Origin of the sequence: Planifilum fulgidum, assembly GCF_900113175.1 — a bacterium.
Taxonomy (GTDB): Bacteria; Bacillota; Bacilli; order Thermoactinomycetales; family DSM-44946; genus Planifilum; species Planifilum fulgidum.
On the sequence record NZ_FOOK01000020.1, the window covers coordinates 21,491 to 37,048 of the forward strand.

Sequence of the window (15,558 nt, forward strand, 5' to 3'; positions counted from 1 at the left end):
AAGGATTTTCACCACCCGCGTGGAATAGTTCATTGACGACATCTTTGGAAATGGGTGGTGAAATCGACTTGGAAGTGACAGAAGTGCGGCTGCGGCGGGTGTATCCGGAAGGGCGCATGCGCGCCATCGTTTCCATCACCATCGACGGTGAATTCGTCGTCCATGACCTCCGGGTGATCGACGGGAAAAAGGGCATGTTCGTTGCGATGCCCAGCAAACGGACGCCGGAGGGGGAATTTCGCGACATCGCCCACCCGATTTCACCGACGATGAGGGAAAAGATCGAGGCCGCGGTGTTGGAAGCGTACCGCCGGGCCAGCGAGAATCTGGTCAAGGAATCGGCCGAAGGGGTCCTGTAGTTCCGGCTCTCTGACAAATCCCGCGGCGGAAGCGGATGGCGCATACATATATCGCGAACGGGTCCGGAGGTTCGGGCCCCTTTTTTTGGGCGTACCAATTGGAAAGAACCAGCATGGACGCGCTTATTGAAATCATAGGGGCTTTGGGATATAGTCAGGTATGAAGTTTATCAGGAGAAACAGGGGGCTTAATCCGAACATGGAGAAACTGTATGCGGTCATCCTGGCCGCCGGGCAGGGGACTCGGATGAAATCGGGGAAACACAAGGTGTTGCACCCGGTCTGCGGCAAACCGATCATCGATCACATCCTGGACGCCCTTTGCCGGATAGGAGTGGATGAGACGGTCGTCGTGGTGGGGCACCACGCCGATCAGGTCCGGTCTCATGTGGGAGAGCGGGCCCGCTTCGTGGAGCAGAGGGAACAGCTGGGGACGGCCCATGCGGTGATGCAGGCGGCTTCCCTCCTTCAGGGGCGGGACGGAACCACCCTGATTCTCTACGGCGATCATCCCTTGTATACGGAGGAGACCTTCTCCAGTCTGGTGGAGACGCACCGCCGATCAGGGGCGGCCGCTACCCTGCTTTCGGCGGTTTTGCCCGATCCGACGGGATATGGCAGGGTGATGCGCGGGAAAGGCGACGAGGTTCTCCGGATCGTGGAACACAAGGATGCCACGCCGGAGGAGCGGAAAGTGCGCGAAGTGTTCACCGGAACGATCTGCGTCGACAATCGCCTGCTGTTTGATGCCCTCGCTGAGGTGAAAAACGAAAATGATCAAGGCGAATACTACCTTCCGGACGTGATTCCCGTCCTGCGGCAAAAGGGAAAGCGCATCGCGGCGGTGAGCGTCGGCGATCCGGAAGAGGCCATGGGCGTGAACAACCGCGTCCAGCTGGCCGAGGCGGAGGCCGCCATGACCCGGCGGCTTCTGAGGGAACACATGTTGAACGGCGTGACCGTCATCGACCCCGGGAACACCTACATTGAGGCGGATGTGGTCATCGGCCGTGATACGGTGATTTATCCGGGAAGTTACCTGAAGAGGGGAACCGTGATCGGCGAGGGTTGCACCATCGGTCCCCAGGCGGACCTGACCGGAGTGACGGTGGGGAACGGATCGACCATCCGCTATTCGGTGCTTCAGGATTGCACGGTGGGAGAGCGCTCCCAGGTGGGCCCCTTCGCCTACATCCGTCCGGGAAGCCGGTTGGAGGCGGAGACGAAAGTGGGCTGTTTCGTCGACGTCAAAAACGCCCGGCTGGGACGGGGTTCCAAAGTGTCCCATCTCGGTTACGTGGGGGACGCCGACGTGGGCGAAGGCGTCAACATCGGTTGCGGGGCGGTCACCGTCAATTACGACGGCGTGAAGAAGCACCGGACCGTGATCGGCGACGGGGCCTTCATCGGGTGCAATGTCAACCTGGTCGCTCCCGTGACCGTGGAGAAGGGAGCGTATGTGGCCGCCGGTTCCACCATCACCGACGATGTGCCGGAGGACGCTCTGGCCATCGCCCGCGAGCGGCAGGTGAACAAACCGGGTTACGCCAAACGTCTGAGACAGAAAAAAGGTTCCGACGGAAACAAGGGCACGCCGGGCTGATCATCACCCCGCCGTGCCGTTTCCACGTCCGGGAGAGGTTCGATCTTTGGACAAGTTTTGAAAACAGCGGCAAAATGGAAGCGCTTCGGCGCGGAAGCGGCTGACAAGCTGAAAACGGAAGGAGGGGCCGTTTTTCAGCCGAGGCGGCAAGCCCCCGATCCGTTGGTCAACAGCCTGATGCGCCCGGCGCTGCCGGCAGCGAAAATGATGGAGGGTACAGCAACATGTCACATTTTCGGGAATCCCGTTTGCAAATTTTCACTTGCAATTCCAATCCGGATCTGGCCCGGGAAATCGCGGATCACATCGGCGTTCCCCTCGGGGATGCCGAAGTCGGCCGATTCAGCGACGGGGAAATTTACGTCCGGTTGAATGAAAGCGTGCGGGGATCGGATGTATATGTGATCCAATCCACCTGCCATCCCGTCAACCAGCACCTGATGGAGCTGTTGGTGATGGTTGACGCGCTGAAACGGGCTTCCGCCCGAACGATCAACGTGGTGATCCCCTATTACGGCTATGCCCGTCAGGATCGCAAGACGAGGGCGAGGGATCCGATCACCGCCAAATTGGTGGCCAATCTGATCGAGACGGCGGGCGCCGACCGGATTATCACGATGGATCTGCATGCCACCCAGATCCAGGGGTTCTTCGACATCCCCGTGGATCATCTGCTCGGCGTTCCCATTTTGAGCAAGTATTTCATCGAAAAACAGCTGGAGGACGTGGTGGTGGTCTCCCCCGATCACGGGGGGGTGATCCGCGCCCGCAAGATGGCGGAACGCCTGGGGGCTCCGATCGCCATCATCGACAAGCGGCGCCCGGAACCCAACGTGGCGGAAGTGATGAACATCGTCGGGGATGTCAGGGGCCGGACGGCCATCATCATCGACGACATCATCGATACGGCGGGCACGGTCATGCTGGCGGCCGACGCCCTCATCGAGCAGGGGGCCAGGGAGGTTTATGCCTGCTGCACTCATCCCGTCTTTTCCGGCCCCGCCATCGAGCGGATCAAAAAGGCCAACATCAAGGAAATGGTGGTGACGAACACCATTCCCCTGACGCCGGAGAAACAACTGGAAAAAATCCGCGTTCTTTCGGTGTCGCCCCTGATCGGGGAGGCGATTATCCGCATCCACAAGGAGCTTTCTGTCAGCAAGCTCTTTGACTGAGAATGTTTGAAATCCTCCCGGTTGGGATATATTCCTTAAATGGGTTTGTATCCCACTTCGAGGAGGATGATGAAAGGTGCTCACACTTACCGCCGAGAAGAGGGAAGCCCGACCGCGGTCCACGGTCACCCGCCTGCGGCGCCAGGGACGCATTCCCGGTGTGCTGTACGGGAAAAACCGGGACAACCGGCTGCTGCACGTGGATCAGGGTGAGCTTGTCCGCCTGTTGCAGCAGGAAGGAAGTTCCGCCGTCCTGCAGCTTCAGCTGGAGGGGGAAACCCAAGCGGTCATCATTCAGGAATTGCAGAGGGATCCGGTGAAGGGTCAGATTCTGCACGTGGATTTCAAGGCCATCCGCATGGACGAGCCCGTCGAGAAGGAAGTCCCCCTCAAGCTCGAAGGCGAAGCCCCGGGAGAGAGGGCCGGCGGCGTCTTGCAGCAACAGCTGCGTTATGTGGAGATCCGCTGTCTTCCCAGTCAGCTTCCCGGCGAAATTTCCGTTGACGTGAGCAACCTGGAAATCGGCGACGTCCTCACCCTGGCGGAAGTTCCCCTTCCCGAAGGGGTTGAGCTTTTGTCCGATCCGGATCAGGTGGTTGTCAGCGTCGTGGAGCCGCAATTGGGTGCAGAGGAAGCGGCGGGCGAAGGAACGGATGAAACCACCGGTGCGGAAGAGGGAGAATGAAAAGGCTCTCCGGGCGGTGCAGTCTCCGCCCGGAGTCTCGTTCTTGATCGGACGCGGGCGCAACTTTGGTTGCGCTTTGCTCTTTTTCATGGGAGTGGAGATGGACGGCGGGGAGGCTTTGCCGCCTGACTTACGGGCGACGCGAAAACGGGGAGGAAGGAGGAAGGGCCGGGCCTTTAGGGCCGCCCGTCTTTGATGAAACTGATCGTCGGATTGGGAAATCCCGGGGAAAAGTATGCGGCGACGCGGCACAATGTGGGCTTTTGGGTGATCGACCGCCTGGCGGAGCGGTGGCAGATTCCCGTGAGGCAGAACCGGTGGAAGGGACTGGCCGGAAGCGGTCTGGTGATGGGGGAGCGGGTCGTTCTCCTGAAACCGATGACCTACATGAACCTTTCGGGGGAATCGGTGCGGCCCGCCCTCGACTGGCTGAAGTGCGACATCGAGGATTTGGCGGTCGTCTGTGACGACCTGGATCTGCCCCCGGGAACGCTGCGCCTCCGCAAAAAGGGCAGTTCCGGCGGCCACCGGGGATTGCAGTCATTGATCGATCATCTCGGCACCAACGAGTTCAAACGGGTCCGAATCGGCATCGGACACCCTGCCGGTCGAATGCCGGTGGTGGATTACGTGCTTTCCCCCTTTACCCGGGAGGAGCGCCCATCGATCGAGGAAGCGGTGGAGAGGGCGGCGGAAGCCATCCACCAGTGGGTGGTTTCCGACTTCGACCAGGCGATGAACCGGTTTAACCGGAGAGGGGCGGGATGACTGAAAAGCGGCCGACAGGGTCATAATAGGAAGGGAAATCACGGACGTCGGGAGGCTGTCTTCCATGGCGATCCAGTATGTCTGTCGCTACTGCCGGACCCCGATCGGCCGCATCGAGGATGATCATGTCACCGAAATGCAGCTGGGGTTCCACTGGTTGACCCCGGAAGAGCGGAAAGATATAATATCCTATGAACTGGATGGGGAGATTCGCGTTCAAGTGATTTGCGACACCTGCCAGGAAATGCTCCAGTACAATCCGGAACTGTCGCTCCTGCCGAATCCTTTTCAATAGGGAAACAGGGAGTGTTTCTTTTTTGGCGACGGGTATGGTTCCCTTTGGCATAATCCTTGGAGGGCCGTTTTTCCATCCTTCCGGAAGGATGAGGGAAGGTTCTCGGAGGGATCGCTTATGCGGATCCCCAAGCCGCCTCGTTTTCGAAGAGGCCGGAAGGTGCGGCAAAGCGGTGGATCACAGCCTTGGCTGTCCCCAGCCAAGGCTTCTTTGCATGGAGACGAAAACGAAAACCCGCGGAGGGGAGGGATCACGGGATGGAGCCGCTCATTCAGATGTTTAGGCAGGATACCGATTTCCAGGCGACCGTGGAAGGGCTTAACCGGCGTCTCAAGGAGCAGATGGTCGCGGGGTTGTCCGGAACCGCCCGCATGGTGTATGTGGCGGCCCTCCATCGGGAGACGGAGCGGCCGATTCTCCTGGTCACCCACAATCTGAACCAGGCGCAAAAGGCGGTGGAGGACCTGTATGAGCTGCTCCCCAGGGAACAGGTGCTGCTGTATCCGGCCAACGAACTGGTGGTGACGGAGGTGGCCCTGGCCGGGCAGGAGACCCTGGGTGAGCGGATGGAGGTCTTGTCCCGCCTGTCCCGGGGCTTTACGGGCGTCCTGGTGGTTCCCTATTCGGGACTTCGCCGCCGCTTTCCCCCGCGTTCCGCCGTGAGGGCCGCCCACATCCGCCTGGCGGTGGGGGAAGAGCACCCGATGGAACCCGTGGTGAACCGCTTGACGGAGATCGGGTACGAACGGGTGGAAATGGTGGAGAAAGCCGGCGAATTCAGCGTGCGGGGCGGGATCTTGGACGTGTATCCCGTCACCTTCGACGATCCGGTTCGCATCGAGTGGTTTGACGACGAGGTGGATTCCATCCGTCCCTTTTCCGTTGCCGATCAACGATCCTATGACAAGCGACAGGAGGTGCTGATTCCACCTGCCCGGGAGCTGTTCGCCCCCCCGGAGCGATTGTTTCAGGCCGGTGACCGGGTGGCGGGCCTTTTGGAGGAACGGCTCAGGACGGTGAAGGATCCGGCCCTGAAAAAAAAGCTGACCGAGTCGATCGGCTGGGAGATCGAGCAGCTGAAGACGGGCCAATTTTTCACCGGCATCTACAAATATATCGAACCCATTTACCCTGATTGTCAAAGTATTCTGTCATATATGCCCAAGGATGCGGTGCTCATCATGGATGAGCCGACCCGCATCCGGGAGACCGCCCGGCAGATGGAGCGGGAAGAGGCGGAATGGCAGACGGCGCTTTTGGGGCAGGGGGAATATCTGCCCGGGCTGAAGGTTTCCTTTACCTATGAGGAACTGTTCCAGCAAAATCCCCTCGATGTGATCTACCTGTCCCTGTTCATGCGCCAGACGCCGGGCATCCAGCCCCAGAACATCGTCCAGATCCTGTGCCGGGGAATGCAGCAGTTCCACGGCCAGATGCACGCCTTGAAGACGGAATGGGAGCGGTGGATCAAGGGGCGTTACCGGGTCATCTTCACCGCCGGCACGGAGGAGCGCGCCGAGCGCTTGATCCGGGTGCTGGCCGATTACGGCATGGAGGTGACGAAGGACACGTCGGAGAATCCCCCCGTTCCGGGGCATCCCGTGGTCCGGATCGGCACCCTTTTGGGCGGGTTTGAGATGAGCGCCACCCGGCTGGCGGTGATCACCGAGGGGGAAGTGTTCACCCAGCGGCGCCGGCGGGCCCGCCGCATCGCCAAGATGGACTATGCGGAGAAGATCAAGGATTACCAGGATCTGAAGCCGGGCGATTACGTGGTGCACGTCAATCACGGTATCGGCCGCTATGCGGGCATCGAGACGCTGGAGGTGGACGGCCGGCACAAGGATTATCTGCTGATCCAGTACGCCGGGAACGACAAGCTGTATGTCCCGGTGGAACAGATCGAGCAGGTTCAGAAGTACATCGGCAGCGAGGAAAAGAAGCCCAAGGTGTACAGCCTGGGAGGCAGCGAATGGAGCAAGGTGAAAAACCGCGTCCGCTCCTCGGTGCAGGACATCGCCGCCGAACTGATCCAGCTCTACGCCAAGCGGCAGGCGGCCAAGGGATACGCCTTCTCCAAGGACACCCCCTTCCAGCGGGAATTCGACGCCATGTTCCCCTATGAGGAAACCCCCGACCAGCTGCGCTCCATCGAGGAGATCAAGCGGGATATGGAGCGGGACCGGCCGATGGACCGCCTGCTGTGCGGCGATGTGGGGTACGGAAAAACGGAGGTGGCCATCCGGGCGGCCTTCAAGGCGGTGATGGACGGCAAGCAGGTGGCCGTCCTGGTGCCGACCACCATCCTGGCCCAGCAGCATTACGAGACTTTCCGGGAGCGGTTTGCCGATTTCCCCGTGGAGATTCGGGTGCTCTCCCGGTTCCGCACCCGCAAGGAACAGCGGGAAACGATCAAGGGGCTCAAGGATCACACCGTGGACATTGTGATCGGCACCCACCGCCTCCTGTCCAAGGATGTGGAGTTTCGGGATCTGGGTCTTCTGATCATCGACGAGGAACAGCGGTTCGGCGTGAAACACAAGGAAAAGATCAAGCAGATGAAGCACAACGTGGATGTGCTGACCCTCACCGCCACGCCGATTCCCCGCACCCTCCACATGGCGATGATCGGTGTGCGGGATCTGTCCGTCATCGAGACGCCGCCGGAAAACCGCTTTCCGGTCCAAACCTATGTGCTGGAATACTCCGCCGCCTTGGTGCGGGAGGCGATCGAGCGGGAGCTGGCCCGCGGCGGGCAGGTCTATTTCCTGTACAACCAGGTGCACAACATCGACCAGATGGCCGATCAGGTGCGGCAGCTGGTTCCCGAGGCGCGGGTGGCCGTCGCCCACGGCCAGATGCCCGAGACGGAACTGGAGAAGGTGATGCTCGACTTCCTGGACGGGGAGTACGACGTGCTCGTCAGCACCACCATCATCGAAACCGGCGTGGACATTCCCAACGTCAACACCCTGATCATCTACGACGCCGACAAGATGGGGCTATCCCAGCTGTACCAGCTCCGGGGCCGGGTGGGGCGCTCCAACCGCATCGCCTACGCCTATTTCACCTATCAACGGGACAAGGTGCTGTCGGAGGCGGCGGAAAAGCGCCTGCAGGCGATCAAGGAATTCACCGAGCTGGGTTCCGGATTCAAGATCGCCATGCGGGACCTGGCCATCCGCGGCGCCGGAAACCTTTTGGGGGCGGAACAGCACGGGCACATCGCCTCGGTGGGCTTCGAGCTGTACAGCCAGATGCTGAAGGAGGCCATCGAGGAGCTCCAGGGGAAGGAAGAGAAAGAAAAGAGCGTGGAACCGGAGATCGAGCTGAAGGTGGACGCCTACCTTCCCGCCGAATACATCCGGGACGAGAAGCAAAAAATCGAGATTTACAAGAAGATCCGCTCCGTCCGCACCCTGGAGGAGGCCCGGGACCTGGAGGAGGAGATCGAGGATCGCTTCGGCGACTTGCCGGAGCCGGTGATCAACCTGCTCCGGGTGGCGCGGATTCGCGCCTATGCGGTCCGATACGGCATCGAGCAGGTGGTGCAGGAGAAGGGAGAGATCGTTATCCGGTTTTCTCCGGATCAGAACGGACGGATCGACGCCGGCCGGCTCATCCGCCTCACCCACGAGGTTCCGGATCGGCGCGTCCGCCTGTCCTCCGGCCGGCGGGTCGGGATCGCCTTCAAGGTGCAGGGGATGTCATCGGGGGATGCCCTCTCGATGATCGAAAGGTTTTTGGAAAAGTTTGAGACGGTCCTCAAAAAGAAAGGAGAAATGCGACATGCGGCACAATAAGCGGCGATGGACGGCCCTGTTGGCGATTATGCTGGCGTTTTCCGTCTTCATCGCCGGATGCGGGAAGGATGAGCCGGAGGAGGCGACCGGTGAGCAGGATCCGACGCTTCAACTGGGCCAACCCTTGGACACCACCAGCAAGAAGGTGGTGGCGGAGTATGAGGGCGGGAAAGTGACGGAAGGGGAGCTGAATCTGTATCTCAACATCCTGCAGTTTATGCAGCCCAACGTCTCCCTCTTCCTGAACGACGCCGAAGCGAAAAAGCAGCTGGTGAAACAGCTGATCGGCGAGCGGATGATCGCCGCGAAGGTGAAGGAGGATGAGTCCTACGCCAAGCAGGCCGACAAAGTGATGAAGGAGATCGAGAACTATCTGAAGTCCCAGTCGAAGGAAAAATCCTTCGAGGAAAGCCTGAAGGAGCGGGGGTTCAACAAGGAGCAGCTCCGGGAATTCCTCATCAACGGCAGCAAGGTTTCCTCTTACTTTGAGAAACAGGTGAAGGAAGAGGATCTGAAGAAGGAATACAACAAGCCCGATCAGTTTGTCAGCGTCAAGGTGCAGCACATCCTGATTTCCACCGAGAACCGCTCCGATGCCGAGGCGAAAAAGCGGGCGGAGGAAGTGAAGAAGAAGCTGGATAAGGGCGGCGACTTCAGCAAGCTGGCCAAGGAATACTCCGACGATCCCGGCTCGAAGGAACAAGGGGGTCTCGTCGAGGGGCTGTCGGATGAGTTTGTCCCGGAGTTCGCCAAGGCGGCCCGCACCCTTCCCCTCAACAAACTGAGCGATCCGATCAAAACCGATTACGGGTACCACGTGATGAAGGTGTCGGAACGCAAAAAACTGCCCTACAAGGAAGTGAAGGATCAGCTCAAGCAGGATCAGGTTCAGAAGCTGTATCAATCCTTTGTGGAGAAGAACGTGAAGCTGAAGAAGCTGAACCTGCCGGAGGCAAACGAAAAGCAGTGAAAAAAGCGCCGGTCCGCCGTCGGGCCGGCGCTTTTTTTTGCGCGATCCGGGAGAAACATCCGTCGGCTGCGGGCCTCTGCGCTGTGCGGGATTCGGGCCTTTTTCTCCGCCTGCGCTTCAAGCGCAGGTGGCGCGGATCCCCGAGAGCCGGCCGGACCTTTGGGCGGAGGTTTTTGTTTGGGTGATCTAAAAGCGCGGATGTTCCGCGGAGATGGCCGGCCGGAAACCTTGGGCGAAGGGCGAAAGCCATCCCTTTCCTCCGGGAGGACGGGGCGGCCCGGACCGCGAGGGGCAAGGAAGGCGGTCCCGTTTCCGCCCCGGCTTTCCCTGTTCCCTCCACTCGCATAAAGATTTGGCAGCGGATGAATACTATGGTCGACACCACAGCCAGTCAACCGGTCTGATTCCAGAAAGAAAGCGAGGCATCATGACATATGAAAGCAACGGGTATCGTCCGTCGCATCGACGATTTGGGACGGGTGGTGATTCCGAAGGAAATCCGTCGGACGCTTCGGATCCGTGAAGGGGATCCGCTGGAGATCTTCGTGGATCGGGACGGAGAAGTGATTCTGAAGAAATACTCCCCCATCGGGGAGCTGGGGGATTTCGCCACGGAATACGCCGAAGCCCTGTTTGAAAACACCCAGCACGTCACCCTGATCTGCGACCGCGACATGGTGATCGCCGTCGCCGGCGCGTCCAAAAAGGAGTATCTGAACAAACCGGTGGGCAGTTTGGTGGAATCCTGCATGGACCAGCGCCGCACCCATCTCGAGACGGAACCCGGCGAACCGGAACTCTTCCGGGATACGTCGGACCGGGTGGAGTCCTTCGTTGTCGCCCCGATCATCGCCGGGGGAGATCCCATCGGGGCGGTGATTCTCCTCACGAAAAAAAAAGGAGTGCGCATGGGGGATCTCGAAGTGAAGATGGCCGGAACGGCCGCCGCCTTTCTGGGCAAGCAGATGGAGCAGTAAAGGAGAAAAGACCGAATCCCGGTGCCTTTGGGCTCATTGCGCAGGTGGTTTCCACCTGCCTTTTTTGGTACCGATGATTCCCTTTAGACGGAAGGTGCGGTTTCCCGACCGGCAGAGGATTTCCTGCTCCTTCTGTATTTCTTCCTTTTTCCCCAGGGCTTAAGATATGAGATCACCACCAGGAAGGTCAGGAGGAACAAGCTGACCAGGGTTCCCATGACCAGCAGCCGACGGTTTTCCAGATAAACCGGGTTCTGCAAAGGATTCATGCCGTCGGCAAAAAGGATCGGGAATGAATCGTGAATCCAGACGCGCATGCACATGGCTCCGAAAAGGATGGCCAAACTGTTCCCGACCCATTTCGCGATGACCCAATAATGGCGGGTGATGCCCCACGTTCCGACGGCAAGCCCGAATCCCGTGATCAGGCTGCCGAAAGCCCCGGGAATGATGAGGAACCAGTCGAAAAATTGTATGAAGAGGTGTGCCGCATAAATCAATCCGGAACGGTCGACAAAGGCCGTTGAAAGGGATAGAAGGAGGGTTCCCAACAGCCCGCTGAAATAGAGGACGACAAAGAAGATGTGCGCGATGAGCCACCATGTTTTCCGTCCCGGTCTGGACCTTTTGGGGAATTTCTTTTCAACGAGGAAAGAGGCTAAGATCACTGCGAGGATCGAGCACAATGTACCGAGGAACACGCTGATGGAGAAATTCATGAATCGACTCCTTTCATTCGACGAGACTAACAGTGTTAGATTAATCTAACACTGTTAGGGTAACGGAGAATGATACAATTGTCAAGAGCAAAGGAGGTGAGCATCCCCAAGATGCCCAGAAGGTCACCGCCGGGGCAGACCGGGAGTTTTCGCAAACCGGAGCCCGGCCCATTGACTCGGGAAGGGATCATCGATGCCGCATTGAGTTTGTTGAATCAGGAGGGTCTGAATCGGTTGAGCATGAGAAGGCTTGCCGACTCGCTCGGGGTTCAGGCCGCCTCCCTGTACTGGCACATTAAAAACAAATCGGAACTGCTTCAGCTGATGGCAGATAAAATTTGCGAGAAGATGGACTGGCCGGATGGCGCCGGGATGCCTTGGCGGGAAAAGGTTCGTCGCGGGATGGTCAGTTATCGGGAAGCGCTGCTTCAGTACCGCGATTCAGCCGAAATCTTTGCCGATACGCCTCCGCTTACGCCCAACCGCTTGCGTCTGATCGAGTCTTTGTACAAAGCGCTCGGTCAAGCGGGTCTCAGCCATGAAGAGGTCGTTTTGACGGCGGATCTGTTGAACAACTACGTCATCGGCTTCGTGATGGAGGAGGTTCGCTTTGCGGAACGGTCCGGGCAACAAGGGGAAGAGAATGAAGCCCGGCCGGATTCGCACCCGGTTTTGCCGGATATGGAAAAAAGGTTTCATTACGGTCTCGAAATCATATTGGACGGGATCCATTTCAGGTTGAACAGGGGCGCTTCATCCCTGGGGGAGTAGTTCCGTGAAGTTCGGATCCCGGAGGCAGTTGGGGTCGGACGGGGACTTCACTCGGCGAGTGTCGCCCGCCGATCCGGTCGCCGGGGATTTAGATCCTTTAAAACGGCGTGTTGCGGCCTCCGTCCGGTCAATTTTTTCGCCGGGACAAAAATGTGTATAATGGGATTCAGCGCGGCGGGAAAGGGGAAAAAGATGACATCGGGAAGACAGTCCTTTGTCCAAGGGGCGGCGATACTGGGTGCTGCCGCCTTTTTTACGAAGCTGCTGGGGGCCGTGTACCGGGTCCCCTATCAAAACATCACCGGCAACGAAGGGATGTTCGTATATCAGCAGGTATACCCCCTGTACAGCACGCTGCTGATCCTGGCCACCGCCGGTTTTCCCCTGGCCATTTCCAAATTGGTGTCGGAACGGCTGGCCGAAGGGGATGAGGCGGGAGCCCGCCGGGTTTTCATCGTTTCGTCGGTTACGCTCACTTTGACCGGCTTTCTCTTTTTTCTTCTCCTGTTTGCCGGGGCCCCCTGGATCGCCGGGTGGATGGGGAACCGGGAGTGGCTCACCCTGCCGATCCGGGCCGTCTCCTTCGCCCTGCTGGTGGTGCCGCTGATGTCGGCCATCCGGGGATATTTTCAGGGACATCAAAACATGATCCCCACGGCCCTGTCCCAGTCGGTGGAACAGGTGGTCCGGGTCGCCACCATCCTCTTCGCCGCCTGGTGGTTCATGTCCCGGGAGGGGGACGTGGTCTCCGCCGGGGCGGGGGCGGTGTTCGGCGCTTTCACCGGGGCGGTGGGGGCGCTGCTGGTCCTGTTGATGTTCCTGCGCGGAAGCGGTCTGCTGCGGCAGGTTCCGCAGGCCGGGCCGGGCGCCTTTGCGGGCCGGGACTCCGTCCGGTATGTCGCCCGGGAGATCTGGCGCCTCTCCCTGCCCATCTGCCTCGGCTCCTTGGTGCTTCCCCTTTTTTCGCTGGTGGACTCCTTCACGGTGGCCAACCTCCTCAAGTGGTCCGGCTGGAGCGTTGCCTCCTCGGTTGAAGCCAAGGGAATCTTCGACCGGGGGCAACCGCTGATCCAGTTTGCCTCCTTTTTCGCCACGGCAATCGCCCTCTCCATCGTTCCGGCGGTCGCCGAGGCCAAGGCGCGGGGGGAATCCGGGAAAATGGAGGAACGGTCCTCCCTCGCCTTCCGGCTGACGCTCCTTCTGGGCCTTCCCGCCTCCGTGGGGCTGGCCGTGGTGGTCCGGTCCGCCAATGTGATGCTGTTTGAAGACGCCTCCGGATCCGACGCTCTGGCCATCCTCGCCCTCACCACCCTCTTTTACACCCTGGGGGTGACCTCTGCGGGGATTCTGCAGGGGATGGGGAACGTGATATTGCCGGCGCGCAATCTGCTGGCGGGCGTCGCCGTCAAACTGGTTCTCAACCTCCTTCTGATCCCCTGGTGGGACATCCGTGGTGCGGCGGCGGCCACGCTGATCGCCTACGCCGCGGCCACCTTCCTCAATCTGGCCGCCTTCCGGGGCCAGCTCGGCCGGATGTTCCGCCTGCGGGAAACGGGATGGGCCCTGGCTACCGCCACGCTTTTGATGGCCGGCGCGGCGGCGGGGGCCCAGGCGCTCCTGACGGCGGTCACCGCCGATTGGGCTTCCCATCGCCTGGCCATGACCCTCACTTCCCTCGGTTCGGTGGCGGCCGGCGCGGCGGTGTACGGAATCGTCCTGCTGGGGCTCGGGGGCGTGCGCCGGGAGGAGCTCCGTGTCGTCCCCAAGTGGGGACCGCGCCTGGTTTCCCTGCTGGAAAGCCGGGGGCTGATCCGATAGTTTTCCGAAGGAGAGGTCTCCCCGCTTTGCGGAGTCTGGAAAAGGGAGTGGAGGCAAATGGCAGGAACGATTACTGTGGTGGGATTGGGGCCGGGGGATGAGACCGGAATCCCCCTCGGAACGCTCCGCCTCCTGCGCGGGGCGGACAAAATCCGTCTCCGCACGGAAAAGCACCCTGTGGTCTCTTGGCTGCGCCGGGAGGGGATTTCCTTTGCGACCTTCGATCACCTATACGAAGCCCACGACGATTTTGAATCCGTCTACAGGGCGATCGCCGAATCGCTGCTTCGGGAGGCGGCTTCGGGCGTTTCCCTGGTTTATGCGGTTCCCGGTCACCCCATGGTGGCGGAGCGGTCCGTGCGGCTGCTTCTCGCCGAGGGCCCGGACCGGGGGGTGCGGATCGATGTGAAGGGAGGCGGCAGCTTCCTCGACACGGCCTTTGCCCGCCTGGGCATCGATCCGGTGGAGGGTTTCGCCCTGCTGGACGGGACCGCCCTGGAGGCTTCCCGGATCGATCCGCGCCTTCATTTGATTGTGGGACAAGTGTACGATCGGATGGTGGCCTCCGATGTGAAGCTGGCGCTGATGGAGGTGTTTCCCGACGAATACCCCGTCACCGTCGCTTCCTGCCTGGGGATGGAAGGGAGGGAACGGGTGAGCCGGATGCCCCTTTACGCCCTGGACCGGGATGACCGGTTCGACGACTGGACGCTGGTCTATGTTCCCCCCTCCAAGGATCCCGGGATTCTCCGGCGCCGGTTTGACACGCTGACGGAGGTCATCGCCTACCTGAGGGGGCCGGAGGGCTGCCCCTGGGACCGGAAACAGACCCACCGGAGCCTGCGGAAATATCTGCTGGAGGAAGCCTATGAATTTCTGGAGGCGGTCGGGCAGGAAGATTTCGACGCGATGGCCGAGGAACTGGGGGATGTCCTGCTTCAGGTGGTCCTTCACGCCCAGATCGCCCGGGAGGAAGGGTACTTCGACATCCGGGACGTCATCGGCCGGCTGACAGAGAAACTGATTCGCCGCCATCCCCACGTGTTCGGCGATGAGGAGGCTTCCGACGCTGAGCACGTCAAAGAGAAATGGGAGGCGATCAAAGAGCGGGAGCGGGCCGAAAAGGGCCTGAAAAAAGCGGAGTCCCTCTTGGACGGCGTCCCGCGGTTTCCGGCCCTCATCTTGGCGACGGAACTGCAGAAGCGGGCCGCCAAGGTGGGGTTTGACTGGGCGCGCAAGGAGGATGTCCGCGTCAAGTTGCTGGAGGAGCTGGAGGAGCTGTTTCAGGCCGATTCCTCCGAGAAAAGGGAGGAGGAGCTGGGGGATCTGCTGTTTGTCGCCGTCGCCCTGGCCCGCTTTTTCGGGACGGATGCGGAGCAGGCGCTCCTTGGGGCCTGCCGCAAATTTGACCGCCGCTTCCGCTTTGTGGAGCGGCGGGCGGCGGAGACGGGCAAGGGATTGGAGGAGTTTTCCCTGGCGCAGCTGGACAAGTGGTGGGACGAGGCCAAAATCCGGGGATTTTGAAAAAAGTTCCGGGGTCATAAGACGATTTTTTCCACTGAAAGCAGGATTTTCTCTCTTTTCCCCGAACAATATCCCTAGATCACCGATCAAG

Annotated in this window: 13 protein-coding genes; 12 read left to right on the forward strand and 1 reads right to left on the reverse strand. The window is 60.2% G+C overall.

Annotated elements, in window-relative coordinates; genetic code table 11:
* The first annotated feature begins 68 nt into the window (after positions 1-68).
* From spoVG to spoVT, 9 genes are all read left to right on the forward strand, one after another.
* Positions 69-359: a septation regulator SpoVG gene (spoVG, locus tag BM063_RS11365; protein WP_092039068.1), complete on the forward strand. Its 291-nt coding sequence runs from the start codon at positions 69-71 to the stop codon at positions 357-359.
* A 199-nt stretch (positions 360-558) separates the two neighbouring features.
* Entirely contained in the window at positions 559-1,962 is a 1,404-nt protein-coding gene (gene glmU, locus BM063_RS11370; RefSeq protein WP_092039070.1) for a bifunctional UDP-N-acetylglucosamine diphosphorylase/glucosamine-1-phosphate N-acetyltransferase GlmU, read from the forward strand.
* Positions 1,963-2,186: 224 nt separating this feature from the next.
* A complete protein-coding gene (locus BM063_RS11375; protein WP_092039072.1) occupies positions 2,187-3,137 on the forward strand; it encodes a ribose-phosphate diphosphokinase in 951 nt (316 codons plus the stop codon).
* A gap of 76 nt (positions 3,138-3,213) precedes the next feature.
* The gene (locus BM063_RS11380; protein ID WP_092039074.1) at positions 3,214-3,822 is read left to right on the forward strand and encodes a 50S ribosomal protein L25/general stress protein Ctc; all 609 of its coding nucleotides are present in this window, start codon (positions 3,214-3,216) and stop codon (positions 3,820-3,822) included.
* A gap of 195 nt (positions 3,823-4,017) precedes the next feature.
* Positions 4,018-4,590 carry an aminoacyl-tRNA hydrolase gene (gene pth, locus BM063_RS11390; RefSeq protein ID WP_092039079.1) on the forward strand — a complete coding sequence of 191 codons (573 nt, stop codon included), beginning with the start codon at positions 4,018-4,020 and terminating at the stop codon, positions 4,588-4,590.
* 64 nt (positions 4,591-4,654) lie between these two features.
* Positions 4,655-4,885 carry an anti-sigma-F factor Fin family protein gene (locus tag BM063_RS11395; protein WP_092039080.1) on the forward strand — a complete coding sequence of 77 codons (231 nt, stop codon included), beginning with the start codon at positions 4,655-4,657 and terminating at the stop codon, positions 4,883-4,885.
* A gap of 257 nt (positions 4,886-5,142) precedes the next feature.
* Entirely contained in the window at positions 5,143-8,688 is a 3,546-nt protein-coding gene (mfd, locus tag BM063_RS11400; protein WP_092039082.1) for a transcription-repair coupling factor, read from the forward strand.
* Positions 8,675-9,658, forward strand: a complete 984-nt coding sequence (locus BM063_RS11405; RefSeq protein ID WP_092039084.1) for a peptidylprolyl isomerase — start codon at positions 8,675-8,677, stop codon at positions 9,656-9,658. The genes mfd and BM063_RS11405 overlap by 14 nt, the downstream gene beginning before the upstream one ends.
* A gap of 434 nt (positions 9,659-10,092) precedes the next feature.
* On the forward strand, positions 10,093-10,635 hold the full coding sequence (gene spoVT, locus BM063_RS11415) for a stage V sporulation protein T (RefSeq protein WP_092039089.1): 543 nt from the start codon (positions 10,093-10,095) through the stop codon (positions 10,633-10,635).
* Between the two features lie 83 nt (positions 10,636-10,718).
* Here the strand turns inward: spoVT and BM063_RS11420 are convergent, their stop codons facing one another.
* Entirely contained in the window at positions 10,719-11,354 is a 636-nt protein-coding gene (locus BM063_RS11420; RefSeq protein ID WP_092039091.1) for a hypothetical protein, read from the reverse strand.
* Positions 11,355-11,525: 171 nt separating this feature from the next.
* On the opposite strand from BM063_RS11420, the gene BM063_RS11425 reads away from it, so the two are divergent.
* The 3 genes from BM063_RS11425 (at position 11,526) to yabN (ending at position 15,467) form a co-directional block, all read left to right on the forward strand.
* The gene (locus BM063_RS11425) at positions 11,526-12,125 is read left to right on the forward strand and encodes a TetR/AcrR family transcriptional regulator C-terminal domain-containing protein (RefSeq protein WP_177199119.1); all 600 of its coding nucleotides are present in this window, start codon (positions 11,526-11,528) and stop codon (positions 12,123-12,125) included.
* A 192-nt stretch (positions 12,126-12,317) separates the two neighbouring features.
* Entirely contained in the window at positions 12,318-13,943 is a 1,626-nt protein-coding gene (locus BM063_RS11430; protein WP_092039152.1) for a putative polysaccharide biosynthesis protein, read from the forward strand.
* Positions 13,944-14,000: 57 nt separating this feature from the next.
* Positions 14,001-15,467, forward strand: coding sequence for a bifunctional methyltransferase/pyrophosphohydrolase YabN (gene yabN / locus BM063_RS11435; RefSeq protein ID WP_092039095.1), 1,467 nt, complete (start codon positions 14,001-14,003; stop codon positions 15,465-15,467).
* The last annotated feature ends 91 nt before the right edge of the window (positions 15,468-15,558 follow it).

Bases quoted from the DNA above. Each gene is read 5' to 3' on its own strand.
- glmU (WP_092039070.1), top strand. From the start codon at position 559: ATGGAGAAACTGTATGCGGTCATCCTGGCCGCCGGGCAGGGGACTCGG.
- BM063_RS11375 (WP_092039072.1), top strand. From the start codon at position 2,187: ATGTCACATTTTCGGGAATCCCGTTTGCAAATTTTCACTTGCAATTCC.
- pth (WP_092039079.1), top strand. From the start codon at position 4,018: ATGAAACTGATCGTCGGATTGGGAAATCCCGGGGAAAAGTATGCGGCG.
- BM063_RS11395 (WP_092039080.1), top strand. From the start codon at position 4,655: ATGGCGATCCAGTATGTCTGTCGCTACTGCCGGACCCCGATCGGCCGC.
- mfd (WP_092039082.1), top strand. From the start codon at position 5,143: ATGGAGCCGCTCATTCAGATGTTTAGGCAGGATACCGATTTCCAGGCG.
- BM063_RS11405 (WP_092039084.1), top strand. From the start codon at position 8,675: ATGCGGCACAATAAGCGGCGATGGACGGCCCTGTTGGCGATTATGCTG.
- spoVT (WP_092039089.1), top strand. From the start codon at position 10,093: ATGAAAGCAACGGGTATCGTCCGTCGCATCGACGATTTGGGACGGGTG.
- BM063_RS11420 (WP_092039091.1), bottom strand. From the start codon at position 11,354: ATGAATTTCTCCATCAGCGTGTTCCTCGGTACATTGTGCTCGATCCTC.
- BM063_RS11430 (WP_092039152.1), top strand. From the start codon at position 12,318: ATGACATCGGGAAGACAGTCCTTTGTCCAAGGGGCGGCGATACTGGGT.
- yabN (WP_092039095.1), top strand. From the start codon at position 14,001: ATGGCAGGAACGATTACTGTGGTGGGATTGGGGCCGGGGGATGAGACC.